This is a genomic window from Cupriavidus sp. 86D6 (assembly GCF_057815095.1).
On sequence record NZ_JBYPSB010000006.1, the window covers coordinates 232,913 to 257,579 of the forward strand.

Consider the following 24,667-nt stretch of genomic DNA (forward strand, 5'->3'; position numbering starts at 1 on the left):
GGTCAGGACAGCGGAATATCGGAAGGGAGAGTGACCACCGGCAGCATCGCCACGAGCCGCGTGCCCGACGGCATCGACACGATGTCGAACTGGCCGCCCAGCGCCGCCATGCGTTCGCGCAAATTGCGCAGGCCGATGCCGCGCTGCGGGTCGTGCTGCATGCGGGCCACGTCGAAGCCGGTGCCGTTGTCGCGCACGGTCAGGCGGGTGGCCGATGGAGAAAATTCGAGTTCTACGTCCACGCGCGAGGCATGCGCGTGCCGTTCGACATTGGTCAGCGCCTCCTGCGCAATGCGGAACAGCGCCGTCGCCTGCTCATCGGCCAGTTCGCGGGGCTGTCCGGTCTGCGTGACCTCCACCCGCAGCGTGCTGCCGGCCTGCATCTCGCGCGCCAGGTGCTGCAGGGCCGCGTACAGGCCCAGGTCGTCCAGCAGGGCCGGCCGCAGGTTACGCGATACACGTCGTACTTCATTGAAAGCGGAATCGAGCCGGTTCAGTGCCATGCCCAGGATGGGTGCCACCGAGGCGCCTTCGGACGGCGCCAGCCGAATCCGGTTGGCGGCGGCTTCCAGCACCAGCTTGACCGACACCAGCAACTGGCCGATGCCGTCGTGCAGTTCGCGCGACAACCGCGCGCGTTCTTCCTCCTGCGACTGCACCACGCGCTGGGCCAGCTGGCGCAGCTTGGCGTCGGCCTCGCGGTGTTCGCTGATATTGAGCGCAAGCCCGCTGGCGGCCACCAGCAGGATGCTGATGGCGGCAATCACGCCGATCCAGGCCATGGTCTCGCGGATATCGGTCTCGGCGCGTGCATCGAGCTGGCGCAGCGTCTGCTCCACATCGTCCAGATAGATCCCGGTGCCCAGCATCCAGCTCCAGCCGGGCACGGCCACCACGTAGCCCAGCTTGGGCACGGTCTGTTTCGACGACGGCTTCTGCCACATGTAGCGCACCGAGCCGCCGCCCGCCTTGGCCGCCGTCACCAGTTTCTGGATCGTCAACGCGCCTTGCGGATCACGCATCAGCCACAGGTCCTGGCCCACCAGTTCCGGCTGGCGCGGATGCATCAGATTCCGACCCTGCAGGTCATAGACGAAGAAGTAGCCGTCGGGGCCGTAGTCGAGCCTGGCCAGGGCTGCCATGGCGGCCTGGCGCGTGGCATCGTCGGTGCGGCCCGACTGCACCATCGGCGCGATGGCGCTCTGGGCCAGGTCCACATAGTGGCGCAGCTCGGTTTCCTTGCTCTGCAGGTAGGCGGCTTCCACCAGCGCGCGCTCGTGGCGGGCCAGCGCGGTGGCCTGGAAGCGCACGGCCAGCGCAATGCCCAGCATCGCGACAGCCAGGGGCGCCACGGCGAGCAAAAGTATCTTTTGGCGGAGTTTCATCTGAACCGGGGGTAAACACCGATGCCGGGAAGGCCGCTTGATTTCGTCGGTCTAAGTACTACTACGCAAGGGTGTTGCGTAGTTTCGCGCTTGTGTCGACATGGGCGGGTGTCAATACTACACGCCGGACACGCGCCCGGGCCCGCCCGCGGCGCAAATCCGACGCAGTAGGTGCTTCCTGGCCCAGGCGATCCCGCCCCTGGGGGGCACTGCCTGCCTGCACGACAAGATCCGGGTCCAGACGAGAAACAGACCGGACGCCGCAGACATCCAGGAGACTCCCTTTCCGCGCGATCGTCGTTGGCGCCATCCGGCACCGCCCCCGCTGCCCGGGCTCCCTGTCGCCGCAGGTTCTTTCAGCCGGTCTGAGGAGACCCTTCAACATGAATCGCATCGGACAACACCTGTTGTGGCTGGCCGTCGCCGTACTCGGCGCGTTTGCCTTCGCCACTGTCGCGCTGTCGCGCGGTGAAGCCGTCAGCGCACTGTGGATCGTGGTTGCCGCGCTCTGCATTTACCTGATCGCCTACCGCTACTACAGCCGCTTCATCGCCGACAAGGTGATGCAGCTCGACCCCAAACGCATGACGCCCGCGTGGCGCCACAACGACGGCCTGGACTACGTGCCGACCAACAAGGCGGTGCTGTTCGGCCACCACTTTGCCGCCATCGCCGGCGCCGGGCCGCTGGTGGGCCCCGTGCTGGCCGCGCAGATGGGCTACATGCCCGGCATGCTGTGGATCCTGGCCGGCGTGGTGTTTGCCGGCGCGGTGCAGGATTTCATGATCCTGTTCATCTCCACGCGCCGCGACGGCCGTTCGCTGGGCGACCTGGTGAAGTCCGAAATGGGCACCGTGCCGGGCCTGATCGCGCTGTTCGGCTGCTTCATGATCATGATCATCATCCTGGCGGTGCTGGCGCTGATCGTGGTCAAGGCGCTGGCCGGCTCGCCGTGGGGCACCTTCACCGTGGCGGTGACCATCCCCATCGCCATCTTCATGGGCATCTACACGCGCTATATCCGTCCGGGCCGCATCGGCGAGGTGTCGGTGATCGGCTTCGTGCTGCTGATGCTGGCGATCATCGGCGGCCAGTATGTGCACGAAAGCGCCGCGCTGGCGCCGCTGTTCACGTACGACGGCAAGGCGCTGACGTGGATGCTGATCATCTACGGCTTCATCGCCGCCGTGCTGCCCGTGTGGCTGCTGCTGGCACCGCGCGACTACCTGTCGACCTTCCTGAAGATCGGCACCATCATCGCGCTGGCCATCGGCATCCTGATCGTGGCACCGGAACTGAAGATGCCCGCGTTCACGCAATTCGCGCAGGGCGGCGGCCCGGTGTGGTCGGGCAACCTGTTCCCGTTCCTTTTCATCACCATCGCCTGCGGCGCGGTGTCGGGTTTCCACGCGCTGATCTCGTCGGGCACCACGCCCAAGCTGCTGGAAAACGAAACGCACGCGCGCTTCATCGGCTATGGCGCGATGCTGGCCGAGTCGTTCGTCGCCATCATGGCCCTGGTGGCCGCGTCGGTGATCGAACCGGGCGTGTACTTCGCGATGAACAGCCCGGCGGCCGTGATCGGCACCACGCCGGAGGCCGTGGCCCAGGCCGTGTCGACCTGGGGCTTCGTGATCACGCCGGACGTGCTGATCCAGACCGCCAAGGATGTTGGCGAAAATACGATCATCTCGCGTGCCGGTGGCGCGCCGACGCTGGCCGTGGGTATCGCGCACATCCTGCACCAGGTGGTGGGCGGCCAGGCCATGATGGCGTTCTGGTACCACTTCGCCATCCTGTTCGAGGCGCTGTTCATCCTGACCGCGGTTGACGCCGGTACCCGTGCCGGCCGCTTCATGCTGCAGGATCTGCTGGGCAGCTTCGTGCCGTCCCTGAAGCGCACCGAATCGCTGCCAGCCAACCTGATCGCCACCGCGCTGACCGTGGCGGCCTGGGGCTACTTCCTGTACCAGGGCGTGGTAGATCCGCTGGGCGGCATCAACACGCTGTGGCCGCTGTTCGGTATCTCGAACCAGATGCTGGCCGCCGTGGCGCTGGTGCTGGGCACCTGCGTGCTGGTCAAGATGAAGCGCGGCCAGTACGCCTGGGTGACGCTGCTGCCCACCTGCTGGCTGCTGGTCTGCACGCTGACCGCCGGCTGGCAGAAGCTGTTCGACGCCGACCCGAAGGTGAGCTTCCTGACGCACGCGTCGAAGTTCAGCGCCGCGATTGCCGAAGGCAAGGTGCTGGCGCCGGCCAAGTCGATGGAGCAGATGCACCGCATCGTCTTCAACGACTACCTGGACGCCGGCCTGTGCGCGTTGTTCATGTTCGTGGTGCTGTCGATCGTCTTCTACGGCTTCAAGACCGCCATGTCGGCCCGCAACCAGGGCAAGCGCACCGACCGCGAAACGCCGTTCGAACCGCTGCCGGCCCAGGCATCGGCCGCCTCGCACTGACCCAAAGGAGCCACACATGCTGGATCAGATCGGAAACATGGGACGTTACCTGGGCCAGTCGCTGCGGCTGATGGTGGGCCTGCCCGACTACCAGACCTACGTGGCCCATATGGAAAGCACCCATCCGGACCGCGCACCCATGACGTACGAGGAATTCTTCCGCGAACGCCAGGAAGCCCGGTACGGGGGCGGGCAGGGCAAGTGCTGCTGACGGCGGCGCTGGCCCGGCCACCCGGGTAACAGGAGAAAGCGGCCCTGCGGGGCCGCTTTTTCATGCCCGTCCGCGGCGCTGGCTTGTGACGTATCATGGCGCGCTGTTGCGCCGGAACATCGTTTTTTAACGGTTCGATACCGTTTCTGCAGCGGGTTACAGCACCTCACAACTGGTTACAGCAAGGGTAGGGCTGCTTCTCTACACTCCGTTTCCAGATACACACCACATAAGGAAAACACGATGTCTCGCCATCCTCTCCGCAATCTGACTCTGGCTCTTGCCCTCTCGGCGGCTACGCTGCCGGCGTTTGCAGGAGGTGATCTGAACAACGCGCTCGGCGGTGGCCTGGGTGGCGTGGCAGGTGCCGCTGTTGGTGGTGCCCTGGGCGGCAGCACCGGGTCGATCATCGGCGGCGCAGTCGGCGGTGGCGCCGGCGGCGCACTGACCTCGAATCGCCGCGAACGCACCGGCGCCATCATCGGCGGCGCACTGGGCGGCGGCGCAGGCACCGCAGCCGGCAACGCCATGGGCGGCCGTACCGGCGGCCTGGTAGGCGCCGGTCTGGGCGGTGCAGCAGGCGCCGCACTGGGCGGCAATGTGTCGCGCAGCAACTCGTACGACGATGACCGCCGCTACTACAAGCGCAGCAAGCATCGTCATCACCACGATTAATCCAAAACGGGCCCTGCGGGGCCCGTTTTTACGACGGCATGACGTTGCTGCCGGCCGACACCAAGATGCGTGCGTATCTCCCAATCACGCGGGTCGTGTGACACCTGCCGTCAGAAAACAAAAAACCCGTACCGATCGGTACGGGTTTTTTTCGGAATGCCTGGCGGATCAGATCTTGGCGCCGTCCGAGTAGACGTCGAACGACTTGGCGCCGTCGGTGAACGAATCGAACTTGCCAGCCTTGGCACCGTCCGTGAACGTGTCGAACTTGCCGGCCTTCGCGCCGTCGGTGTACGGGTCGAAGCGGGTGGCCTTGGCGCCATCGGTGTAAGGGTCGAACTTGCCTGCCTTGGCGAAGGCGGGTGCGGCGGACAGGGCAACAACGGCTGCAGCGATCAGGGCGATTTGGCGGTTCATGGCGAATCCTTCACTTTATTCGAGGATGCCGCCGTTCTGGCTATTGCTGCGTCGCGGCATCGGTTAGCGTGATATTAGGCATTCCCCTGATATGAATAAATAGCCGCGTCCACAATGATTGATTGTGGTTTCAACAATAAACTACCCGTACCGTGTAAAAGTTCACGGCGGAAGCGGGAGACTATGTCATGGATCGGCTGCAATCGATGCGCGTCTTCGCCAAGGTAGTCGAACTTGGCAGCTTCGCCCGTGCGGCGCAGCAACTGGAAATGTCCAACGCCGTGGTCACACGCTATGTGGCCGACCTGGAAAGCCATCTCGGCACGCGACTGCTGAACCGCACCACGCGCAGCCTGTCGCTGACGGACGCCGGCGAAACCTACCTGCAGCGTTGCGCCCAGATTCTTGAAGACGTCGAAGAGGCGGAGTCGATCGTCACCGCCCGTAGCCAGTCGTTGTCCGGCACGCTGCGGCTGGTGGCGCCGGTCATGTTCGGCCTGCACTTGCTGCCGCAAACCCTGGAGCGGTTCCACCAGCGTTACCCGGACGTGGTCTTCGACGTGCAGTTGTCCGACCGTGTGATCGATATCGTCGAGGAAGGGCGCGACGTCGGCGTGGTGCTGTCCGACCTGGGTCTCGGTTCCCATTTGGTGGCGCGGCCGCTGATCTCGGCCGAAATCATCCTGTGCGCCTCGCCGGGCTATCTGCGCGAGCATCCGCCGCTGCGCACCGCCCACGACCTGTCCAATCATCGCGCCATCGCCATGCGCATTCCCACGGCCGAGCATGAGTGGACGCTGTCCGGGCCGGAAGGGGAGGTGACCGTGCCGATTCGCCCGGGCCTGCTCTGCAGCAACGCCGAACTGGCACACCAGGCGGCGCTGGCCAATATGGGCATCGCGATGCTGTCGTCGTACCTGGCCCGGCCCAATATCGAGGCGGGACGCCTGATGCACATCCTGCCGCAGTACCAGTTGCCGCGCCGCGACGTGAGCGTGGTCTACCCGAGCCGCAAGTTCCTGCCCACCAAGGTGCGCGCCTTCATCGACTTCCTGCTCGACGAGGGCAAGCAGCGGGCCGGCGAGAATCTCGTCAAGCTGGCCAGCCAATAAAAAAGCGAGGCGCCTGCCTCGCTTTTTCGTTTGCCACCCCGCTAGCCTGGCGAGTGCTTACTCCTCGGCTTCCGCCGTCTGCTTCGCCTTCCTGGCCGCCGGCGTCTTGGCAGCCGTCTTCGTGGCTACCTTCCTGGCCGGTGCGGCCTTGGCGGCAACCTTCCTGGCAGGCGCTTTCTTGGCAGCCGTTTTTGCAGCCGTTTTTGCAGCCGTTTTTGCGGCGGCCTTGGCCGGCGCGGCCTCGGCTTCGTCGCCCTTGGCTGCCGACTTCGCCGCCGCGGACTTCGCCGCCGGCTTGGCGCCTGCCTTGGGCTCGCGTGCCTCGAACTCGAAGCCGATCTTGCCGTCCGGCTGCTTGACCAGGAATGCCTTGAAGTTGCGGCCCGTGCGCGACGACTTGAAGCCCGTCAGCAGGTCCGTCTTGCCCGCGGTCAGCAGCTTGCCGATCTGCTCGCGCGAGATTTCCTGCTGCAGGATGATCTTGCCGGTCGTGAAGTCGCAGGTCTTCTCGCTGCCCACGGCGTTCTCGCAGACGTATTTCATGCCGTGCTCGTAGACCCGGCCGTTGCATTTCGGGCAGTGGCCCACCGGCGTCTGCCCGCTGAAGTCCACCGGTTCGTCGTCTTCCTCGTCGTTCTGCCCGAAGTCGAACTCCATCTTCCAGTGGCCTTCGTCGTCCTTGGCCAGCTTCAGGATGGCGGCGAACGGACGGCCCATCTTGCTGCGGAAGCCCTGCAGCGGACCGATTTCCTTCTTCTGCAGCAGTTCCTCGACTTCGTCGATCTCGAACTGGCGTCCGCCCGGGATCTTGCTGATCGAGAAGTCGCACGCCGTACAGGCAAAGCGACGGTAGTTTTCCTTGACCTGGCCCCCGCACTGCGGGCACGGCGTGTTCAGTGTGGCGTAGTCGCCAGGGATCGTGTCGCTGTCGTATTCCTTGGCGCGCTTGACAATCTGCTGCGTCATCTGCGCGATCTCGCGCATGAATTCATCACGCTTCAGACGGCCGCGCTCGATCTGCGACAGCTTGTGTTCCCACTCGCCGGTCAGCTCGGCCTGCGTCAGTTCCTGCACGCCCAGGCCGCGCAGCAGCGTCATCAGCTGGAACGCCTTGGCGGTCGGAATCAGCTCCCGGCCTTCGCGCACCAGGTATTTTTCGGTCAGCAGGCCTTCGATGATGGCCGCGCGCGTGGCTGGCGTGCCCAGGCCCTTGCCGGCCATGGCCTCGCGCAGCGCGTCGTCGTCCACCAGCTTGCCGGCACCTTCCATCGCCGACAGCAGCGTCGCTTCGTTGTAGCGGGCCGGCGGGCGGGTGCTCAGGCCGACGGACTCGACCTTGTCGGTCTTGACGCGCTCGTCCTTCTGCACCGGCACCAGGTTCGCGTCCTTGTCGTCCTTGCCCTGCGCTTCGCGGCCGTAGATCACAAGCCAGCCCGGATTGACCAGCACCTTGCCTTCGGTCTTGAAGTGATGGCCCGCGACCTCCGTGATCCGCGTGGTCACCTGGAACTCGGCCGCCGGGAAGAACACGGCCAGGAAGCGGCGCACGACCAGGTCGTACAGCTTCTGTTCGGGCTCGGACAGGTTCTTCGGCGCCTGCAGCGTCGGGATGATGGCGAAGTGATCGCTGATCTTGCTGTTGTCGAAGATCTTCTTGTTCGGCTTCACCCAGCCTTGCGACAGGATCTTCCTGGCGTGCGGCAGGTAGTTGGGCGAACTGTCGGCCAGCATGTCCATGGTCTGCTTGACCGTGTCCAGGTAGTCCTCGGGCAGCGCGCGGGCGTCGGTACGCGGGTACGTCAGCACCTTGTGCTTTTCATACAGCGCCTGCGCCAGGCCCAGCGTGTTCTTGGCCGAAAAGCCAAAACGCGAGTTGGCTTCGCGCTGCAGCGTGGTCAGGTCGAACAGGGCCGGCGACTGCTGCGTGGACGGCTTCGATTCCTCGGTGACCGTGCCCGGCTTGTCGCGGCAGGCCGCCACGATGCTCTTGGCCTCGGCTTCGCTCCACAGGCGCGACTCGCGTGCCTCGGCGTCGAACTCGTTCTTCTTGAACTTCGGGTCGAACCAGCGGCCCTCGTACAGGCCGGCGGCGGCGATGAACTCGGCGCGCACTTCCCAGTAGTCGCGCGGCACGAAGTGTTTGATCTTCTCTTCGCGCTCCACCACGATCGACAGCGTCGGCGTCTGCACCCGGCCCACCGTGGTCAGGAAGAAGCCGCCGCCCTTGCTGTTGAAGGCCGTCATCGCGCGCGTGCCGTTGATCCCGACCAGCCAGTCGGCCTCGGAACGGCAGCGGGCCGCGTCGGCCAGCGGCAGCATTTCCTCGTCCTCGCGCAGCGCCGCAAACCCGTCGCGGATCGCCTGCGGCGTCATCGACTGCAGCCACAGCCGGCGCACGGGCTGCTTGGCCTTGGCCTGCTGGGCGATCAGCCGGAAAATCAGTTCGCCTTCGCGCCCCGCGTCACAGGCGTTGATCAGCGCGGTCACATCCTTGCGCTTGATGAGGCGGTTGAGCACTTTCAGGCGCGATTCGGTCTTGGCGATCGGGCGCAGGTCGAAATGCGGCGGGATCACCGGCAGATTGGCGAAGCTCCACTTGCCTCGCTTGACCTCGTAGTCGTCGGGCGCGGCGATTTCCACCAGGTGGCCAACCGCCGAGGACAGCACGTAGTCGTCGCTCTCGAAATACTCGTCGTGCTTGGTAAAGCCCCCGAGGGCGCGCGCAATATCGGCAGCGACCGATGGCTTTTCCGCGATGATGAGGGCTTTAGACATTCAACGGGTCCTTGTGGCGCCACCGCGTGAAGTGCAGTGCGCGCCTCTTGAAATTCACGGCAAACTATGTAAACAGCAGGCCTGGGCTTTGAGGCGCCAATAATAAGCGCGGTTCCGACGGGCGTGCAAGCGACCGCCGCCGCCCGCCCTGACCACGCTCAACCGTTATCGGCACCGCTGCCAAGCAACCAGGGCAGCACTTCAGGGATGTCTGGCGCCGTGCCGGACATGGTACCCGCACGCGCCAGCATCCGATCCAGCACATCGAGGTGGGGCAGCACGGTTCCGTAAAACTGCGGTGCGCCGCCAGCGACGGGCTGAATCAATACAGTAGGAAAGTTTTCGATGTCGATGTCCTCTCCCAGATAGTCGGAGTGGGTTTCGACATCGATCCAGACGAAACAGTCGTTCGGATAACGTGCCGCCAACGCCGCAAAGCCTGGCAGATAGTCCTTGCACGTGCCGCACCATGCGGCGCAAAGACAGGCCACCAGCCGTCCCTGCGGACGGGCATGAAGCGCCTGGCGCAGGGCTGCGGCATCCTGCTCGGGGAAGTAAACGGCCATTCCAGTCGAAAAGTGAGGCAAAGGCGATACCGGATCATGCCAGACGCCGGAAACGGTTGCCTGGCAGGCGCTCGGCCGCGCCGGCCAGTTCCAGTTGCAGCAGTGCGGCCGATACCGCCTCCGCCGCCATGCCGGTGCCCTCGCACAATGCATCGAGCGTGACAGGATCATAGGCGAGCGCCGCCCCGAGCGCGTCGGCCGCCGCCGGCTGCGGGGTGGCCGATACCGATACGGGGCTGGCCTTCGTCCCCGCCGGCGTCCTTGTTGCGCGGCCGGCCCCGGTTGGCGCCAGGTCGGCGAATTCCTCGAACACGTCGGCCGCCGACTCCACAAGTTTGGCGCCCTGGCGGATCAGCTTGTGGCAGCCCCGCGAAAGCTCGGCGTGGATCGAACCGGGGATCGCAAACACCTCACGGCCGATTTCGGACGCCAGCCGGGCGGTGATCAGCGAACCCGACCGCTCGGCGGCTTCCACCACCAGCACGCCCCGCGCCAGCGCCGCGATGATGCGGTTGCGACGCGGAAAATGGTTCGGCAATCCCGGCGTACCCAGTGGGAATTCGCTGACGATGGCGCCACCGGTATCGACGATCTGGTGCGCCAGCTTGTGGTGCCGGGCGGGATAGACGATGTCCACGCCGGTGCCCACGATGGCGACCGTGCCGCCCGGGCCCTCCAGTGCCGCGGCATGCGCTGCGGCATCGATGCCGAGTGCGAGCCCTGACACCACGGTCAGCCCGGCATCGGAAAACGCCGAAGCGAACGTCTGCGCATTGCGCACGCCCTGTGCCGTGGCATGCCGCGCGCCGACGATACCCAGTGACGGCGCCTGCAGGCGTGCGACCTGGCCGTTGACGTAGAGCACCAGTGGCGGATCGGCGAGGTCGAGCAGGCGCGCCGGATAGGCGGCGTCGCCCATCGTGACCAGATGGTGGCCAGGGCCGTCGAGCCATTGCAGGGTGCGATCGATCCGGGCGGATACGTCGGCGTCGGGCGGCGCAGCGAGCACGCGCGCCACCGCGGGCTCCGCGGCGTCGCGGAGCCTTGCAGGGTCCTGGGCCAGCACGGCCTGGGGCAGCCCGAAAGCCGCCAGCAGTCGGCGGCCGGCCTGCGCCGAAACACCGGGGGTGGCCGTCAGCCGCACCCAGGCAGCCACTTCGGCTGGATCGCGAGTCGAATCGGTCATCGAACAACGCGGCGGCGCGCGCTTGCGCACGCGCCCGCCGGTTACTGCGGGCTGGTGGCGCGGTCGCCGACCTTCATCACATTGCTGGCATCGGTCACCAGCGCGTAGGCGATGCCCGGGAAGACGCGATACACGTAGGCCAGCCCATAGCGGTCATCGGGCAGCGTGATGCTGCGGTTGCCGTCGGTCGGATCCTTGGCCACGCCGCCCACGCGCGACAGCGCCAGCACGTGACCCGGCTCCAGGCCACCGTTGGCGCCCAGGTTCAGCACCACCACCTGCTTGGCGCCGCCGTATTCCACGCCGCCATAGACGGCGGCGATGCGGGCCTCGACGTTGCCTTCCGGCGCATGGGGCACGTAGCGCACCAGTTCGCGCGCCGGCTGCGGCAGCAGCAGCGAACCCGCGCCCATTTCCTGCGGCGACTGGGTGGCCTGGACCGTGGTGACCGCGTCCGGGCCTTCCGGACCGCGCATCACGCGCACGCTGCCCTGGTACTGGGCTTCGAAGCCGATCACGGCATTGCTGACGGGGTCGCGCACCGGCAAGGCCGGCTTGAACGCCTGCCAGTCGCTGCCGATCGCCGCGTCGGCCGATGCGATGCCGCGCACGTAGCCGGTATCTCCACGCCCCATGTAGACGCGGGCATCGGTCAGCGCAACGATGCGGGCCGACGAGTCCACCGCATCCTTTTCCACGACCAGCGGACGCGTCAGGAACGGCTCGATGTCGGACGCAGGGATGCTCAGGATGGCCTCGCCGTTGCCGCCCTCGCCGCGCACGCGCGGCGACAGGCGGGTGTCGCCCTGGGCGCCACCGGGCGCCGTGGTCGACAGGTACGCGCGGCCATCGCGCTGCACCAGGTAGAGAATCTGTCCAGGGTAGATCAGGTGCGGATTGCGAACCTGCTGGCGGTTCATGCCCCACAGCGCCGGCCAGCGCCACGGCTGGCGCAGGTACTGGCCCGAGATGCCCCACAGTGTGTCGCCCGAGCGCACGGTGTACTGGCCTGGCGCGTTGGGCGCCAGTTCGGAAACGGGGATACCCTGCTGGGCGGTCGCATCGGCCTGGGCGAGCTGTGCCGCCGAGACATTCAGATCGGCCGCCTGAACCGCCATGCCGGCTCCGGCTGTGACGCCGGAGACACATAGCATGGCGAGGGTGAACGCGTGCAGCCTGCGGCCCGACGCCGCCTGTTCTTTGGTAAGATCGCGCATTTTCCTGACCGGTCGGGAGAACGACCGGATTGACCCTAGGTAGAGCGTGCCTGCTGCGGCGCGCCTTGAATTTTTGTACTAGCGCCCCGATTCTGCATGGAAACCCCGCACGCCGCAACGGCGGTCGGGCAGTGGACAGCACCCGGCGTTGCGCCCGAGCATCATGGCCAAACTCGACATCCTCACCTACCCCGATCCTCGCCTTCATACCGTGGCCAAGCCCGTGGCGGTGGTGGACGACCGTATCCGCCAGCTGGTCCAGGACATGGCGGAAACCATGTACGACGCGCCCGGCATCGGCCTGGCCGCCACGCAGGTGGACGTGCACGAGCGCGTGATCACGATCGACGTTTCCGAAACGCGCGACGCGCTGATGGTGTTCATCAACCCGGAAATCGTCTGGGCCAGCGACAACCGCAAGGTCTGGGAAGAGGGCTGCCTGTCGGTGCCCGAAGTCTATGACCGCGTGGAGCGTCCCGACCGCGTCAAGGTGCGCGCGCTCAACGAAAAGGGCGAAACGTTCGAGCTCGATGCCGACGACCTGCTGGCCGTATGTATACAGCACGAGATCGACCACCTGAACGGCAAGGTATTCGTGGAATACCTGTCGCCGCTCAAGCTGAACCGCATCAAGAGCAAGCTCCAGAAGCGAGTCCGCTCGCGCATGTAAGGATGTAACAGGGGCGTGCCACGCGGGTGGCGTCTGCTATCGTTACATCTTCCAAGACACATCACGTACCGGCCGCTATGCGGCCGGTGTCGTTTCCACCTGCGGATTTCCGTCATGACTCAAGCCCAGCCACTGCGCGTCGCGTTTGCCGGCACACCCGAATTTGCGCGCGTTGCCCTTGAGGCCATTCACGCCGCCGGCTTTCCGGTGGTGGCCGTCCTGACCCAGCCCGACCGGCCTGCAGGCCGCGGCATGCAGCTGCAGGCCAGCCCGGTCAAGCAGTTCGCGCTGGAAGCGGGGCTGGGCCCCGTCCTGCAGCCGCGCTCGTTGCGGCGCAACGGCAAGTATCCCGAGGAAGCCGGCGCCGCCGTCGACACGCTGGCGCAGATCGCCCCCGATGTCATGGTGGTGGCCGCCTATGGCCTGATCCTGCCGGCCGAGGTTCTCGATCTGCCGCGCCATGGGTGTCTGAACATCCATGCGTCGCTGCTGCCGCGCTGGCGCGGCGCGGCACCGATCCACCGCGCCATCGAGGCCGGCGACGCCGAAACCGGCATCACGCTGATGCAGATGGACGAAGGGCTCGATACCGGCGCGATGCTGTCGCGCGAATCGGTGGCGATCGGTCCGGAGGACAGTACCGGCAGCCTGCACGACACCCTGGCCGCACTGGGCGGCCGCATGATCGTCGATGCCTTGCGCCAGCTGGCCGCCGGCCGGCCGCTGGCGGCCACGCCCCAGCCCGAAGCCGGCATCACCTACGCCGAGAAGATCGCCAAGGACGAAGCGCCGCTGGACCTGACCCGCCCGGCCGCCGCGCTGGCCAGCCAGGTGCGCGCCTTCAATCCGTTCCCGGGAGCCACGATCCAGGTGGGCGACACCGTCATCAAGTGCTGGCAGGCGCTGCCGCTGGCTGCCGCCACGAGCCTGCCACATGCGCCCGGCACCGTGCTGGCGGCGGATGCCGCTGGCGTGATCATCGCCTGTGGCGACGGCAGCGCACTGCAGGTGACCGAATTGCAGAAGGCCGGGGGCCGCCGCCAGCCGGCGCAGCAGTTCCTGCAAGCCATGCCGCTGCCGCCGGGCACGCGCTGCCTGGTGCGCGGCGCGGCATAAGTTGCGCCTGCGCCGCTTTGCATCGTAAAACCCTGTCATCCGCATTGAATTCCTGCGGTCCTGGCCCTATCTAACGAACATCGCGTCCCGCAGGGGCGGGTACGCGCCCCAATCGATCTCTCTGGAGACCAAACCATGTTCAACTGGGTCAAGACCTTCATGCTGATGGCCGCCATCACGGCGCTGTTCATCGTCATCGGCGGCATGATCGGCGGCCGGAGCGGCATGATGTTCGCGCTGCTGATCGCGCTGGGCATGAACTTCTTTTCCTACTGGTTCTCGGACAAGATGGTCCTGCGCATGTACAACGCGCAGGAAGTGGATGCCAGCACCGCGCCGCAGTTCTACAACATGGTGCAGGAGCTGTCCCAGCGCGCGGGACTGCCCATGCCGCGCGTGTACCTGATCAACGAGGACGCGCCCAACGCCTTTGCCACGGGCCGCAATCCCGAACACGCGGCCGTGGCCGCCACCACCGGCATCCTGCGCGTGCTGTCCGACCGCGAATTGCGCGGCGTGATGGCGCACGAACTGGCGCACGTGAAGCACCGCGACATCCTGACGTCGACCATCGCCGCCACCATGGCCGGTGCCATCTCGGCCCTGGCCAACATGGCGATGTTCTTCGGCGGCCGCGACGAGAACGGCAACCGTACCAACCCGATTGCCGCGATTGCCGTGGCCATCCTGGCCCCGCTGGCCGCATCGCTGATCCAGATGGCGATCTCGCGGGCGCGCGAGTTCGAAGCGGACCGGGGCGGTGCCGAGATCAGCGGCGACCCGCAGGCGCTGGCCAGTGCGCTGGACAAGATCCATCGCTATGCACAGGGCATCCCGTTCCAGGCGGCCGAGGAACATCCGGCCACGGCGCAGATGATGATCATGAACCCGCTGTCTGGCGGCGGCATCGCCAACCTGTTCTCGACGCACCCGGCCACCGAGGAGCGCATCTCTCGCCTGATGCACATGGCGCAGACCGGCAGCTATCCGGCCTGATGCCGGCGCCGGCGGCGGGATTTGGCCAGTTTGACCGGCCAGTCCGCGACAACGGGTAAACTGCCCGCTGTGTTCCCCCGGGGACCGGCGGGCATTCTTGTATCCGCCCGGCCCGACGCCCGTTGCGTCACTCCTTTTCCTACGTTGCCTGTCTGATTTTCCGTATGCGCCTGCCTCACGATTCCCTTGCCTTCCAGATGCTCGGTGCTGCCGCGGCTGTTCGCGGCGTGCACGAAGGCGCGGCCCTGCCGCAGGCCATCGAAGATGTTGCCACCCACTTGCGGCTGGACCGCGTGCGCGACGCCGCCACGCGCGGCGCCATCCAGGACCTGGCGTATCGCTCCGTGCGCCTGTTCGGCACCACGCGCGCGCTGGTCACGCAACTGGTGACGCGTCCGCCCGGGGCGCTGGTCGATTCCCTGCTGGCCGTGGCGCTGGCCCTGCTGATCGAAGGCGAGGAGGGCGATGGCAGCAAGGTGGGGCGCGGCGGCTATTCCGACTTCACCGTGGTGGACCAGGCGGTCAGCGCGGCGGCCTCGGAGCCCAAGACCGCGCATGCGCGCGGGCTGGTGAATGCCGTCCTGCGCCGCTTCCTGCGCGAGCGCCGCGCGCTGATGCCGAAGATCATGCAGGACGAGGAAGCGCGCTGGAACCTGCCCTCGTGGTGGCTCGCGCAACTGCGCCGGGCCTACCCCGACCAGTGGATGGCCCTGGCCCAAAGCGTCAACGAACGCCCGCCGATGACCTTGCGCATCAATCCGCAGCGCATTTCGGTGCAGGCGTATCTCCAGGCGCTGGCCAATGCCGGCCTGGCCGGCACCGCCGTCGGCGAGCAGGCCGTGCGCCTGGCACGGGCCTTTCCGGTATCGCAGATCCCCGGCTTTGCCCAGGGCGACGTCTCCGTGCAGGACGCCGGTGCGCAACTGGCCGCGCCGCTGTGCGAAGTGTCCGACGGCATGCGCGTGCTGGACGCCTGCGCGGCGCCTGGCGGCAAGATCGGCCATCTGCTGGAGCTTGCCGACATCCACGTGACGGCGGTGGAAAGCGACGCGGAACGCGCCGCGCGCATCCACGACAACCTGGCCCGCCTGGGACAACGCGCCGAAGTGATCGTGGGCGACGCGAGCCGCCCGAAGGACTGGTGGGATGGCCAGCCGTTCGATCGCATCCTGGCCGATGTGCCATGCTCGGCGTCGGGCATCGTGCGGCGGCACCCCGATATCCGCTGGCTGCGGCGCGAGTCCGACGTGGCCAAACTGATGACCGAGCAGCGCCGCATCGTTTCGCAACTGTGGCCGCTGCTGAAACCGGGCGGCATCCTGGTCTACGTGACCTGTTCTATTTTCCCAACGGAAGGCGAGGAGCAGGCGCTCTGGTTTGGTGCGCAGCTTCCAGATGCGATACGATTGCAGGCGCCGGGGCAGCTGCTGCCCGGCATCAAGGCGCCTGAAACGACCGGCAGCGGGACCGCCGGCAAGGCAAGCCTGCCATCGGATCACGATGGCTTCTACTACGCCCGCTTCCAGAAACGCGCCTGATATTTCCACCAATGCCGAACCTGCAGCGCCTGCTCGTCCTACGTGCCCCCGGCCGCGCGGTGCGCGAATGGCCGGCAGCACCGCTGGCCGGCATCCTGCGCACGTGGTACGCCACCGCTTTGCTGCTGCTGGCGCTGCTGGTGTACATGCCCCATGCTGGCGCACAGCTGATTGAAACCACCGAGGCACGCATCGACTATCAGGACGGCGGCTTCGAGCTTGGCGCCTCTTTCGACTTCGATCTCCCGCCCGCGCTCGAGGACGCCCTGCACAAGGGCATCTCGCTCTATTTCGTGGTCGACTTCCAGCTGTCGCGGGCGCGCTGGTACTGGTTCGATGAAAAGCCGGTCAACACCTCGCGTTCGGTGCGCCTGTCGTATCAACCGCTGACGCGGCAATACCGCGTATCGACCGGCGGGCTGCAACTGCCGTTCAACCGCCTGAAGGGCGCGCTGCAGTTCATCCAGCAGGTGCGCGGCTGGCGCGTCTTCGAACGCCGCGACGTGAAGGCCGGCGAGACGTATCACGCCGAGACGCGCATGCGGCTGGATCTGTCGCAACTGCCCAAGCCGTTCCAGATCAACGCCGTGAACACGCGCGAGTGGAACCTGTCGTCGGAGTGGAAACGCTTCAACTACACGGTGCCGACCAACCTGGACGCACCGCCACCACCGCCTCCGCCACCGCCGGTGGCACCGCCCGCGCCACCGGCCATGCCGGGGTCCGCGCCGTCGGCGGCGTCGGCAGCCTCCGCCGAACTGCGCGCCCCGTTCGCGCAAACCGTGTCGAACGTGCTGTCGCCGAGCCAACTGGTCCAGCCGGCCAGCCAGCCATGAACGGCAATCCGTGGGATAGCCGCTTCCGCCGCGTGCTATACCGCGTGGTGGTGGGCATCATCGTCTTTCTGGCGCTGGTGCTGGTCGGCCTGCTGGCCGGCGCGTCGGCAAATACCGAATTCTTCGACCGCTACTTCACGCTGCTGTTCAAGATCAACCTCGTCGTCGGGGCGTTGCTGGTTCTGACGGTTGGCGCGCTCGCGTTCACGCTGTGGGTACGCTACCGGCGCGGCAAGTTCGGTACGCGGCTGATGAGCAAGCTGGCCGTGTTCTTCGGCGTGGTGGGCGTGCTGCCGGGCGTGCTGATCTACCTGGTGTCGCTGCAGTTCGTATCGCGCAGCATCGAATCGTGGTTCGACGTGCGCGTGGAAAACGCGCTGGAGGCGGGGCTGAACCTGGGCCGCTCCACCATCGACAGCCAGCTGGCCGATCTTCAGGGCAAGGCGCGCCTGATGGCCGACCAGCTCACCGGCGCGTCGAGCATGGCGTCGTCGCTGCAACTGAACCGGCTGCGCGAGCAGTACGGCATCCAGGAAGCCGCGATCTTCACCGGCAGCGGCCGCGTGCTGGCCACGGCGTCGAGCAGCTACGCCACGCTCGTACCCGACATTCCATCGGGCGTGCTGGCCGAACAGGCGCGCATGGCGGGCGGATACGCGGCCGTGGAAGGCGGCTCGGACCCCACCGGCAGCGACAAGGCGCCGGTCAATCTCGACAGCAGCCACCTGTACCGGATCCGCGTCATCATTCCGCTGGGCCCCGCGCCGGCCGCGACCACGCCCGATGAAGCGGCGCAGGCTTCGGTCAGCATCAGCGCCAGTGCGGCGGCGGCGGCCGCGGCGGCACGGGCTCACACGCGGCTGGCGCCGCCGGGCAGCCGCTGGGCCGGCTCGGGGCTTTCCATCGAACGCCGCCCCGAGGATGCCCCCGCCACGGGCTTCGGCCTGGTCGGCGACACGGTCCGCGAGGAACGCTACCTACAGGTGCTGCACCCTGTGCCTGCGGTGCTGGCGCGCAATGCCGACGAAGTCCAGCGCGCCTACCAGGAGTATCAGGAAAAAGCGCTCGGACGTACGGGCCTGCGCAAGATGTACATCGGCACGCTGACGCTGACGCTGTTCCTGGCGGTGTTCATCGCCGTGATGCTGGCGCTGCTGCTGGGCGGCCAGCTGGCCCGGCCGCTGCTGATGCTGCTTCAGGGCACGAAGGAAGTGGCCGAGGGCGACCTGTCGCCCAAACGCGAGTTGAAGAGCCGCGACGAACTGGGCCAGCTGACGCAGCAGTTCAACCAGATGACGCGCCAGCTGTCCGAAGCGCGCATCGCCGTGGAAGACAACCGCGTGGCGCTGGAACAGTCGAAGGCCTACCTGGAGAGCGTGCTGCAGAATCTGACCGCCGGTGTGCTGGTGTTCGACCGCCGCTTCACGCTGATCACGGCCAACCCCGGTGCCGAACGCATCTTCCGCCAGCCGTTCTCGGGCGTGCTGGGCCAGCCCGTGGAACAGATTCCTGGCATGGGCAACTTTGCCGACATCGTGCGCCAGGCATTCTCCGAGCAGACTACCCGCGAGGTGCTGGGCGGCTCGCAGCACTGGCAAAAGCAGATCGAACTGCCGCAGGGCGACGAAGAACAGCCGCTCACCTTGCTGGTGCGCGGTGCACACCTGCCGGGCGGTAGCCGCGACGAGCCCGGTTACGTGGTGGTGTTCGACGATATCTCCGATGTGATCTCGGCCCAGCGTTCGGTGGCATGGGGCGAGGTGGCACGCCGGCTGGCGCACGAAATCAAGAATCCGCTGACGCCGATCCAGCTGTCGGCCGAGCGCCTGCAGATGAAGCTGTCGCCCAAGCTCGAACAGGCCGACGCCGAAGTGCTAAAGCGCGGGGCCACGACGATCGTTAACCAGGTAGCGGCGATGAAACGCATGGTGGACGATTTCCGCGACTATGCGCGCACGCCGCCCGCGGTGATGCAGTCGCTGTCGCTGAATGCCCTGGCCGCGGAAGTCCTGCACCTGTACGGCATCGACGATCCCGCTGTGCATGAACACCCGGTGATTCATGCTGCGCTGGGCCCGGATCTGCCTGAAATAAAGGGCGATCCGACACAGTTGCGGCAGGTGATCCACAACCTGTTACAGAATGCGCAGGATGCGGCTGCGGATAACGTGGCGGCCGGTAGGGCGGCGCCCCATATCACTCTGCACACCGAGACTGTAGAATACAAAGATTCCGCCGGCGAAGACCGGCAAGCCGTCAAGTTGTCCATTACGGACAATGGTCCTGGATTCGCACCACGCATCCTGAGTCGTGCGTTCGAACCGTATGTGACCACCAAAGCCAAGGGTACGGGTCTCGGGCTTGCGATGGTGAAAAAGATCATTGACGAACATGGCGCGCGCATTGAGTTGCGCAATCGCATGAACGGTACCGAGATCGCCGGAGCGCAGATCTCGATCCTGTTCGTTAAACTGGCTTAAATCTTGCGCGCCGGCGCCTCCGGTTGCGCTGCGGTGGGGTTAAGAGGGGAAGTATGGCAACCATCCTCGTAGTCGATGACGAAATGGGAATCCGGGAGCTGCTCTCGGAGATTCTCAGTGACGAAGGGCATGTGGTCGAGCTTGCGGAAAACGCCCAGAAGGCGCGTGAATTCCGTGCGAACGCCACGCCTGACCTGGTGCTGCTCGATATCTGGATGCCGGATACCGATGGCGTAACGCTGCTCAAGGAGTGGTCGGCGCAGGGCTATCTGACGATGCCGGTCATCATGATGTCGGGGCACGCCACGATCGATACCGCCGTGGAAGCCACCAAGATCGGCGCGCTGAATTTCCTTGAGAAGCCCATCGCGCTGCAGAAGCTGCTGTCTGCCGTGGAAGCAGGCCTGGCCCGCGGCATCGAGCGCCCACGCACCGCGCCTGCGGCCCCCGCACCGCTGACGGCTTCCGGCATGCCGGAGGCGGCCGCCGCGACCGTCGCGCCGGCCGAGGCACCTGCCGAGGTGGCCGCCAACGGCAACCCGTCGCGCGGCGTGCCCGAGGGCGAAATGCAGTTCTCGTTCGACATGCCGCTACGCGAGGCGCGCGACCTGTTCGAACGCGCGTATTTCGAGTATCACCTGGTACGTGAACACGGCAGCATGACCCGCGTGGCGGAAAAGACCGGCCTGGAGCGCACCCACCTGTATCGCAAGCTCAAGCAGCTGGGTGTGGAGCTGGGCCGCAACAAGCCCGAACCGACCGAACAGTAAGCCGTGGCGCAGAAATCGCTTGACGAGGGCCAATCCCCCGGTTATAGTTTCGCTTCTTTGGCCCGGTAGCTCAGTCGGTAGAGCAGAGGATTGAAAATCCTTGTGTCGGCGGTTCGATTCCGTCCCAGGCCACCAGATTCAAGAAAACGGACGCTCAGGCGTCCGTTTTTGTTTTTGTGGTGCCGACTTTCGACGGACACCCATCCCTCATCCCGCCTCCCCAGGCTGCCGTGCGCCACCGCACTGGCCAGCGTCTACGGCTTCGCCGCCCCCTCCCCCAGCCATCGGCATCCACCACCTCGGCAGCCTGCCCGGCGATGTGAACTTTTGTGTCGAAACCTTATGGGTTGACCCGCATCATTGGCGCCTGATCAGGTCTCGATGTTCACTTTCCCCAGTCATTTTCCGGACTGATCGCTGCTGGTCGGGATCAGTTCGGATACTTATAATTAGCTTATACTGACGGGGCCAAATGAATGCGATCCACTGGAGCACAAGGGCGGTCAAACAACTCAGGAAGTGAGAAAACGCGATGAACGCACCTATTAACATCCAGCTGATCAATGGGAGTGACGGGACCCCTGCATTCGTCGTCATTCCCTATACGGAGTACCTCGACACGTATCGCGATGCACGCGGGCTGGTGCCGCATGCAGTGGTCAAACGGGTGGTCGGGGGTGCTACGCCGGTACGCGCGTGGCGAGAGCACCTGGGCTTGACGCAGGCCGTCATGGCCGAGCGGCTGGGCATTTCCCAGTCCGCGTACGCGCAGCAGGAAGGCCGTGCGACGCTGCGCAAGGCGTCACGCGAGAAAGTTGCCGCGGCCCTCGGTATTCGGCAGGAACTGCTCGATATCTGAACCGTCCGGTCGATCACGATGCCTCCTGAGCAAAGCGCCTCGCTCCCCCTGACCCAACGCCTCCGCACCTGGGCGCGCGCCATCAAGCGCGATGGCGTTGCGCTCTGGTTCGCGTGCCGGCATCCCGATACGCCCTGGTATGTGAAGGCGCTGGGCGCGTTCGTCGTGGCCTATGCGTTGAGTCCGATCGACCTGGTGCCGGACTTCATCCCCGTGCTCGGCTATGTCGATGACGTGCTGCTCTTGCCTGCACTGATCTGGCTGGCGGTCAGGCTGATGCCGGCCGCCGTGCTGGCTTCGTCGCGGGAACAGGCGAGTGCGTGGATGGCCGCCAGCGGCGCGAAGCCGCGCAGTCGCTGGGGCATTGTCCTGGTGGTGAGCGTGTGGGCGGTGGTGGCCTATGGCATCTGGCGCTGGCTCGGGCCTACCACCCTTCGCTAATTAGCCAAACAGCTCTTCGGCCACGGTGGGATGCAGCGGCATGGTGGTCTGCAGGTGCGAGGCCTTCGCGCCAAGCCGCAGCGCCAAGGCCATCGTCTGGACGATTTCCGGTGCGGCGCCATCCATCAGGTGGACGCCCAGCACCCGGCCGCTACGCGCGTTGAATACGAGCTTGAAGACCGATTGCTGCGGCACGCCGCCAAAGCGGCTTTCCAGCGAGACAAAACGCTTGATCTCGGTGCGGATGCGGTCGGCCTTGCCGCCAGCTTCCTCCAGGGCCTGGGCTTCGGTCAGCCCCACGGCGCCAATTGCCGGCTCGCAGAATACGGCCGTGGGCAGGAATTCGAAGTCCGTCATGTCACCGCGCCGGCCGAATAGCCGATCCGCCAGCCAACGGCCTTGCGCAATCGCCACCGGCGTCAGGTGCACGTTGTCGGCCATGCAATCGCCGATGGCGTGGATCGACCGCACGCTGGTGCGGAACTGCCGGTCCACCTCGATGCCACCCTTGGCATCGCGCTTCACACCCAGGTCATCGAGACCCAGTCCATCCACATTCGGCTTTCGGCCAATCGCGGCCAGCACCGCCTGGGTGCGCACGGTCTGCGTGCGACCCCGGTTGTCTTCCTGCGTGTAGCAGACGTCGAATGCACCGTTCGACTGCGACACCATTGTGACCTCTGTGCGGAAATGTATGCGTATGCCCTTGGCGATCAGAGCTTCTGCCAGGGCAGCGGCAATATCGTGATCGAACTTTGGCAGCAGCCGGTCCTCACGCACGAGCAGGTCCACCTTCACGCCGTAGCGAGACAGGATCGATGCCATCTCCACGGCGATATAGCCGCCGCCGATCACGACAATCGAAGCGGGCACGGTCTGCCACGTGAACAGGTCGTCCGACGAACTGACCAGTTCGCCACCCGGCACCGGCAGATCGATCGGGCTGGCGCCCGTTGCAATCAGCGTCTTGCGGGCGCGGATGACTTCATTGCCGACGACGACATCGCCGCGCGCGTTGAAACCTGCCTCGCCGTGCCAGATCTCCACGCCGGCCTCGTTGAGCCGCTGCTTGTACGACGCGTTGAGCCGTGCCACCTCGGCATTCACGCGCACGATGGCATCGCGCCAGTCTTCCTTGCCGCCCGTGTGCGACAGGCACGTGGACAGGATCGATGCCCATCCCGCGCCGTACGACAGCATTTTCTTGGGCACGCAACCGCGATTGACACAGGTGCCGCCGACGGCATCGCGCTCCACCAGGATCACGCGCGCGCCATGCGATGCGGCGCGCCGCGCGGCAGCCACGCCGCCCGAGCCCGCACCGATCACCACGAAGTCGACTTCGCGTGTCTTGGGGCGGGCATCGCGCTTGCGCGGCACCCGTTCGACAACGGGTTCCGCGCTGGCCTCGCTGGCGCGCCGACGCGCCTTCACGGTCCTTGCCTGGGTTGCGGTTTCGGTTGATGCCTGACGCTTTGTCATTCAATCCTCCTTGCCTGCGCGGCACCATCGCCGCATGCCAAACAATTGACCGGCGCCACGTGGCGCTTTGGCTATGACGCCGGCAACAGATCCTGCTGGATGACGGGCCAGTCGCGCAGGAACGATTCCGCGTCGCGCCGGCCCAGGTCATACGCATGCGTCATGGCTTCGGGCCTGGTGTAGTCCCAGCTCGAAATCGGCACGCGTTGCGAAGGTTGCAGATACAGGCGGCGCTGGCCGCCCGTGTCGATGAGAAAGCGGCGCGGCCGCGGATACAGCCGCGTCACCAGCACCAGGACATTGCCCGGCGTGGCATCGAGCGCATCGACCGGCACGTTGTCCACCAGCCCGCCGTCCAGCACCGCATGGCCATTGCGGCGCAGCACCGGCGTAAAAGGCGGCGTGGAGGCCGATTGCAGTAGCAGATCGGCCAGATCCTCGGGTGAGCCGCAGTCCTGCGCCAGCACGAATTCGGGATGGAAGCCAAGCTTGCGGCCCAGGCGCGGATGCAGCGTCTTCAGCAGGTGCTTGTCGATGTTGTACGCCAGCAGCCCTGCGGCCACGGCCAGGCGCGGCCCGGTCCAGCGCGGGATATGGGCTACGCCAATGCGAATCTCGGGCGCCTGTTGCAGCCGGTGCAGGCGGTTATCGCCAAACAGCGAGAGCAGGGCGTTGCGATAGATGCCGTAGTGCGGAAACACGCGCTCGCGGCGCAGCAGGTTGCCCCAGTATGCGTTGCGCGAATTGTTGGCCAGCACCTCGCGGTAGTAGGCCATGGTCTGATGCGAATCGTGCGCATAGACCATGCATGCCGTGGCCGCGCCCGCCGAGATACCGGCGATGACGCGCGGCCGCAGGTGCAGTTCGGGCGCCACGGTATCCCACCATCCAGCCTGCCACCAGCAGCGGTTGCCGCCGCCGGCAAAGACGATCTGGTCAAAGGGTTGGGGGGTGAGGTCGGACATCCTGGAATTCAAAGCAGCGCGTAGGTGGTGGTGGCCTGTACCGCGAGCCTGCCGTCCTGGCCGGTCAGTGCGATTTCGCCGAAGACCACGGTCTTGCCCAGGCGCAGCACGTTGGCACGCACCAGCACATCACCGTCGATCACGGGACGCATGAAGTTGGTGGTCAGCGTGACGGTGGTCATTGGCCGGAATTCGCCCAGTGCGGCAGAGATGGCGACGATCATCGCGGTATCGGCGGCCGACATCAGCACCTGTCCGCACACCACGCCACCGGCATGGCGAAACGCTTCCTGGAAGGGCAGGCGCAGGGTCACGCCGGTGGCGTCCGCTGCCTCGGCGCGCAGGCCCAGCTGGCGCACCCAGGGCGCCAGCACGCGTTCGAGCGTGGCATCGATATCCGCGATGGTGAAAGTGGCAGGCACGTCCCGGTCTCCTCGGCGCGCGGCAATTTGTTTGCGCCAATGATACAGGGGGCCGAAGCCCCCTGCCGATTCCTGCCAGGAACGCCCGC

Annotated in this window: 22 protein-coding genes and 1 tRNA gene; 14 read left to right on the forward strand and 9 right to left on the reverse strand. The window is 66.1% G+C overall.

Annotated features, from left to right (window positions below):
* Positions 1-2: 2 nt before the first annotated feature.
* Positions 3-1,385: a cache domain-containing protein gene (locus AC3G88_RS16625; RefSeq protein ID WP_488771658.1), complete on the reverse strand. Its 1,383-nt coding sequence runs from the start codon at positions 1,383-1,385 to the stop codon at positions 3-5.
* A 383-nt stretch (positions 1,386-1,768) separates the two neighbouring features.
* Here AC3G88_RS16625 and AC3G88_RS16630 point away from each other — a divergent pair, with 383 nt between their 5' ends.
* From AC3G88_RS16630 to AC3G88_RS16640, 3 genes are all read left to right on the forward strand, one after another.
* Positions 1,769-3,844, forward strand: coding sequence for a carbon starvation CstA family protein (locus tag AC3G88_RS16630; RefSeq protein ID WP_400393281.1), 2,076 nt, complete (start codon positions 1,769-1,771; stop codon positions 3,842-3,844).
* 16 nt (positions 3,845-3,860) lie between these two features.
* Positions 3,861-4,055 carry a YbdD/YjiX family protein gene (locus tag AC3G88_RS16635; protein WP_066734504.1) on the forward strand — a complete coding sequence of 65 codons (195 nt, stop codon included), beginning with the start codon at positions 3,861-3,863 and terminating at the stop codon, positions 4,053-4,055.
* A 243-nt stretch (positions 4,056-4,298) separates the two neighbouring features.
* Complete coding sequence (locus AC3G88_RS16640; protein WP_400393283.1) at positions 4,299-4,730, forward strand: hypothetical protein; 432 nt, start codon at positions 4,299-4,301, stop codon at positions 4,728-4,730.
* Between the two features lie 168 nt (positions 4,731-4,898).
* Here the strand turns inward: AC3G88_RS16640 and AC3G88_RS16645 are convergent, their stop codons facing one another.
* Positions 4,899-5,147 carry a hypothetical protein gene (locus AC3G88_RS16645; protein ID WP_153946273.1) on the reverse strand — a complete coding sequence of 83 codons (249 nt, stop codon included), beginning with the start codon at positions 5,145-5,147 and terminating at the stop codon, positions 4,899-4,901.
* Between the two features lie 188 nt (positions 5,148-5,335).
* Here AC3G88_RS16645 and AC3G88_RS16650 point away from each other — a divergent pair, with 188 nt between their 5' ends.
* Positions 5,336-6,259 (forward strand): LysR family transcriptional regulator, encoded by a 924-nt coding sequence (locus AC3G88_RS16650; protein ID WP_092600569.1) that lies wholly within the window; start codon positions 5,336-5,338, stop codon positions 6,257-6,259.
* 57 nt (positions 6,260-6,316) lie between these two features.
* Here the strand turns inward: AC3G88_RS16650 and AC3G88_RS16655 are convergent, their stop codons facing one another.
* The 4 genes from AC3G88_RS16655 to AC3G88_RS16670 all read right to left on the reverse strand — a co-directional run bounded on the left by AC3G88_RS16655 (position 6,317) and on the right by AC3G88_RS16670 (position 12,003).
* Positions 6,317-9,034, reverse strand: a complete 2,718-nt coding sequence (locus tag AC3G88_RS16655; RefSeq protein WP_488893577.1) for a DNA topoisomerase III — start codon at positions 9,032-9,034, stop codon at positions 6,317-6,319.
* A 158-nt stretch (positions 9,035-9,192) separates the two neighbouring features.
* Entirely contained in the window at positions 9,193-9,600 is a 408-nt protein-coding gene (locus AC3G88_RS16660) for a thioredoxin family protein (protein WP_488893578.1), read from the reverse strand.
* 34 nt (positions 9,601-9,634) lie between these two features.
* Entirely contained in the window at positions 9,635-10,786 is a 1,152-nt protein-coding gene (gene dprA, locus AC3G88_RS16665) for a DNA-processing protein DprA (protein ID WP_488893579.1), read from the reverse strand.
* Positions 10,787-10,827: 41 nt separating this feature from the next.
* Positions 10,828-12,003 (reverse strand): LysM peptidoglycan-binding domain-containing protein, encoded by a 1,176-nt coding sequence (locus AC3G88_RS16670; RefSeq protein WP_488893580.1) that lies wholly within the window; start codon positions 12,001-12,003, stop codon positions 10,828-10,830.
* Between the two features lie 163 nt (positions 12,004-12,166).
* Between AC3G88_RS16670 and def the strand changes: the two genes are divergently transcribed.
* From def to AC3G88_RS16720, 10 genes are all read left to right on the forward strand, one after another.
* Positions 12,167-12,673 (forward strand): peptide deformylase, encoded by a 507-nt coding sequence (gene def / locus AC3G88_RS16675; RefSeq protein ID WP_092600577.1) that lies wholly within the window; start codon positions 12,167-12,169, stop codon positions 12,671-12,673.
* 114 nt (positions 12,674-12,787) lie between these two features.
* On the forward strand, positions 12,788-13,789 hold the full coding sequence (fmt, locus tag AC3G88_RS16680; protein ID WP_488771662.1) for a methionyl-tRNA formyltransferase: 1,002 nt from the start codon (positions 12,788-12,790) through the stop codon (positions 13,787-13,789).
* 135 nt (positions 13,790-13,924) lie between these two features.
* Positions 13,925-14,785 carry a zinc metalloprotease HtpX gene (gene htpX / locus AC3G88_RS16685; RefSeq protein WP_153946280.1) on the forward strand — a complete coding sequence of 287 codons (861 nt, stop codon included), beginning with the start codon at positions 13,925-13,927 and terminating at the stop codon, positions 14,783-14,785.
* Positions 14,786-14,949: 164 nt separating this feature from the next.
* Complete coding sequence (gene rsmB / locus AC3G88_RS16690; RefSeq protein WP_488893581.1) at positions 14,950-16,323, forward strand: 16S rRNA (cytosine(967)-C(5))-methyltransferase RsmB; 1,374 nt, start codon at positions 14,950-14,952, stop codon at positions 16,321-16,323.
* Positions 16,324-16,334: 11 nt separating this feature from the next.
* A complete protein-coding gene (locus AC3G88_RS16695) occupies positions 16,335-17,159 on the forward strand; it encodes a DUF4390 domain-containing protein (RefSeq protein ID WP_153946282.1) in 825 nt (274 codons plus the stop codon).
* The gene (locus AC3G88_RS16700) at positions 17,156-19,639 is read left to right on the forward strand and encodes a sensor histidine kinase (RefSeq protein ID WP_488771663.1); all 2,484 of its coding nucleotides are present in this window, start codon (positions 17,156-17,158) and stop codon (positions 19,637-19,639) included. The genes AC3G88_RS16695 and AC3G88_RS16700 overlap by 4 nt, the downstream gene beginning before the upstream one ends.
* 53 nt (positions 19,640-19,692) lie before the next feature.
* Positions 19,693-20,409, forward strand: a complete 717-nt coding sequence (locus AC3G88_RS16705) for a response regulator (protein WP_488771664.1) — start codon at positions 19,693-19,695, stop codon at positions 20,407-20,409.
* 59 nt (positions 20,410-20,468) lie between these two features.
* Positions 20,469-20,544 (forward strand) — tRNA-Phe (locus tag AC3G88_RS16710).
* 397 nt (positions 20,545-20,941) lie between these two features.
* A complete protein-coding gene (locus AC3G88_RS16715) occupies positions 20,942-21,268 on the forward strand; it encodes a helix-turn-helix domain-containing protein (protein WP_488771707.1) in 327 nt (108 codons plus the stop codon).
* 18 nt (positions 21,269-21,286) lie between these two features.
* Positions 21,287-21,709, forward strand: coding sequence for a YkvA family protein (locus tag AC3G88_RS16720; protein WP_488771708.1), 423 nt, complete (start codon positions 21,287-21,289; stop codon positions 21,707-21,709).
* On the opposite strand, the gene AC3G88_RS16725 is transcribed toward AC3G88_RS16720, so the two are convergent.
* The 3 genes from AC3G88_RS16725 to AC3G88_RS16735 all read right to left on the reverse strand — a co-directional run bounded on the left by AC3G88_RS16725 (position 21,710) and on the right by AC3G88_RS16735 (position 24,578).
* Entirely contained in the window at positions 21,710-23,191 is a 1,482-nt protein-coding gene (locus tag AC3G88_RS16725; protein WP_488893582.1) for a dihydrolipoyl dehydrogenase family protein, read from the reverse strand.
* Between the two features lie 71 nt (positions 23,192-23,262).
* Positions 23,263-24,156, reverse strand: a complete 894-nt coding sequence (locus AC3G88_RS16730) for a patatin-like phospholipase family protein (RefSeq protein ID WP_400395146.1) — start codon at positions 24,154-24,156, stop codon at positions 23,263-23,265.
* 8 nt (positions 24,157-24,164) lie between these two features.
* Positions 24,165-24,578: a PaaI family thioesterase gene (locus tag AC3G88_RS16735; RefSeq protein WP_488893583.1), complete on the reverse strand. Its 414-nt coding sequence runs from the start codon at positions 24,576-24,578 to the stop codon at positions 24,165-24,167.
* Between the last annotated feature and the right edge of the window lie 89 nt (positions 24,579-24,667).

Excerpts from the sequence above, each read along its gene's own strand:
- AC3G88_RS16625 (WP_488771658.1), bottom strand. The coding sequence starts at position 1,385 with ATGAAACTCCGCCAAAAGATACTTTTGCTCGCCGTGGCGCCCCTGGCT.
- AC3G88_RS16630 (WP_400393281.1), top strand. The coding sequence starts at position 1,769 with ATGAATCGCATCGGACAACACCTGTTGTGGCTGGCCGTCGCCGTACTC.
- AC3G88_RS16635 (WP_066734504.1), top strand. The coding sequence starts at position 3,861 with ATGCTGGATCAGATCGGAAACATGGGACGTTACCTGGGCCAGTCGCTG.
- AC3G88_RS16640 (WP_400393283.1), top strand. The coding sequence starts at position 4,299 with ATGTCTCGCCATCCTCTCCGCAATCTGACTCTGGCTCTTGCCCTCTCG.
- AC3G88_RS16645 (WP_153946273.1), bottom strand. The coding sequence starts at position 5,147 with ATGAACCGCCAAATCGCCCTGATCGCTGCAGCCGTTGTTGCCCTGTCC.
- AC3G88_RS16650 (WP_092600569.1), top strand. The coding sequence starts at position 5,336 with ATGGATCGGCTGCAATCGATGCGCGTCTTCGCCAAGGTAGTCGAACTT.
- AC3G88_RS16655 (WP_488893577.1), bottom strand. The coding sequence starts at position 9,034 with ATGTCTAAAGCCCTCATCATCGCGGAAAAGCCATCGGTCGCTGCCGAT.
- AC3G88_RS16660 (WP_488893578.1), bottom strand. The coding sequence starts at position 9,600 with ATGGCCGTTTACTTCCCCGAGCAGGATGCCGCAGCCCTGCGCCAGGCG.
- dprA (WP_488893579.1), bottom strand. The coding sequence starts at position 10,786 with ATGACCGATTCGACTCGCGATCCAGCCGAAGTGGCTGCCTGGGTGCGG.
- AC3G88_RS16670 (WP_488893580.1), bottom strand. The coding sequence starts at position 12,003 with ATGCGCGATCTTACCAAAGAACAGGCGGCGTCGGGCCGCAGGCTGCAC.
- def (WP_092600577.1), top strand. The coding sequence starts at position 12,167 with ATGGCCAAACTCGACATCCTCACCTACCCCGATCCTCGCCTTCATACC.
- fmt (WP_488771662.1), top strand. The coding sequence starts at position 12,788 with ATGACTCAAGCCCAGCCACTGCGCGTCGCGTTTGCCGGCACACCCGAA.
- htpX (WP_153946280.1), top strand. The coding sequence starts at position 13,925 with ATGTTCAACTGGGTCAAGACCTTCATGCTGATGGCCGCCATCACGGCG.
- rsmB (WP_488893581.1), top strand. The coding sequence starts at position 14,950 with ATGCGCCTGCCTCACGATTCCCTTGCCTTCCAGATGCTCGGTGCTGCC.
- AC3G88_RS16695 (WP_153946282.1), top strand. The coding sequence starts at position 16,335 with ATGCCGAACCTGCAGCGCCTGCTCGTCCTACGTGCCCCCGGCCGCGCG.
- AC3G88_RS16700 (WP_488771663.1), top strand. The coding sequence starts at position 17,156 with ATGAACGGCAATCCGTGGGATAGCCGCTTCCGCCGCGTGCTATACCGC.
- AC3G88_RS16705 (WP_488771664.1), top strand. The coding sequence starts at position 19,693 with ATGGCAACCATCCTCGTAGTCGATGACGAAATGGGAATCCGGGAGCTG.
- AC3G88_RS16715 (WP_488771707.1), top strand. The coding sequence starts at position 20,942 with ATGAACGCACCTATTAACATCCAGCTGATCAATGGGAGTGACGGGACC.
- AC3G88_RS16720 (WP_488771708.1), top strand. The coding sequence starts at position 21,287 with ATGCCTCCTGAGCAAAGCGCCTCGCTCCCCCTGACCCAACGCCTCCGC.
- AC3G88_RS16725 (WP_488893582.1), bottom strand. The coding sequence starts at position 23,191 with ATGACAAAGCGTCAGGCATCAACCGAAACCGCAACCCAGGCAAGGACC.
- AC3G88_RS16730 (WP_400395146.1), bottom strand. The coding sequence starts at position 24,156 with ATGTCCGACCTCACCCCCCAACCCTTTGACCAGATCGTCTTTGCCGGC.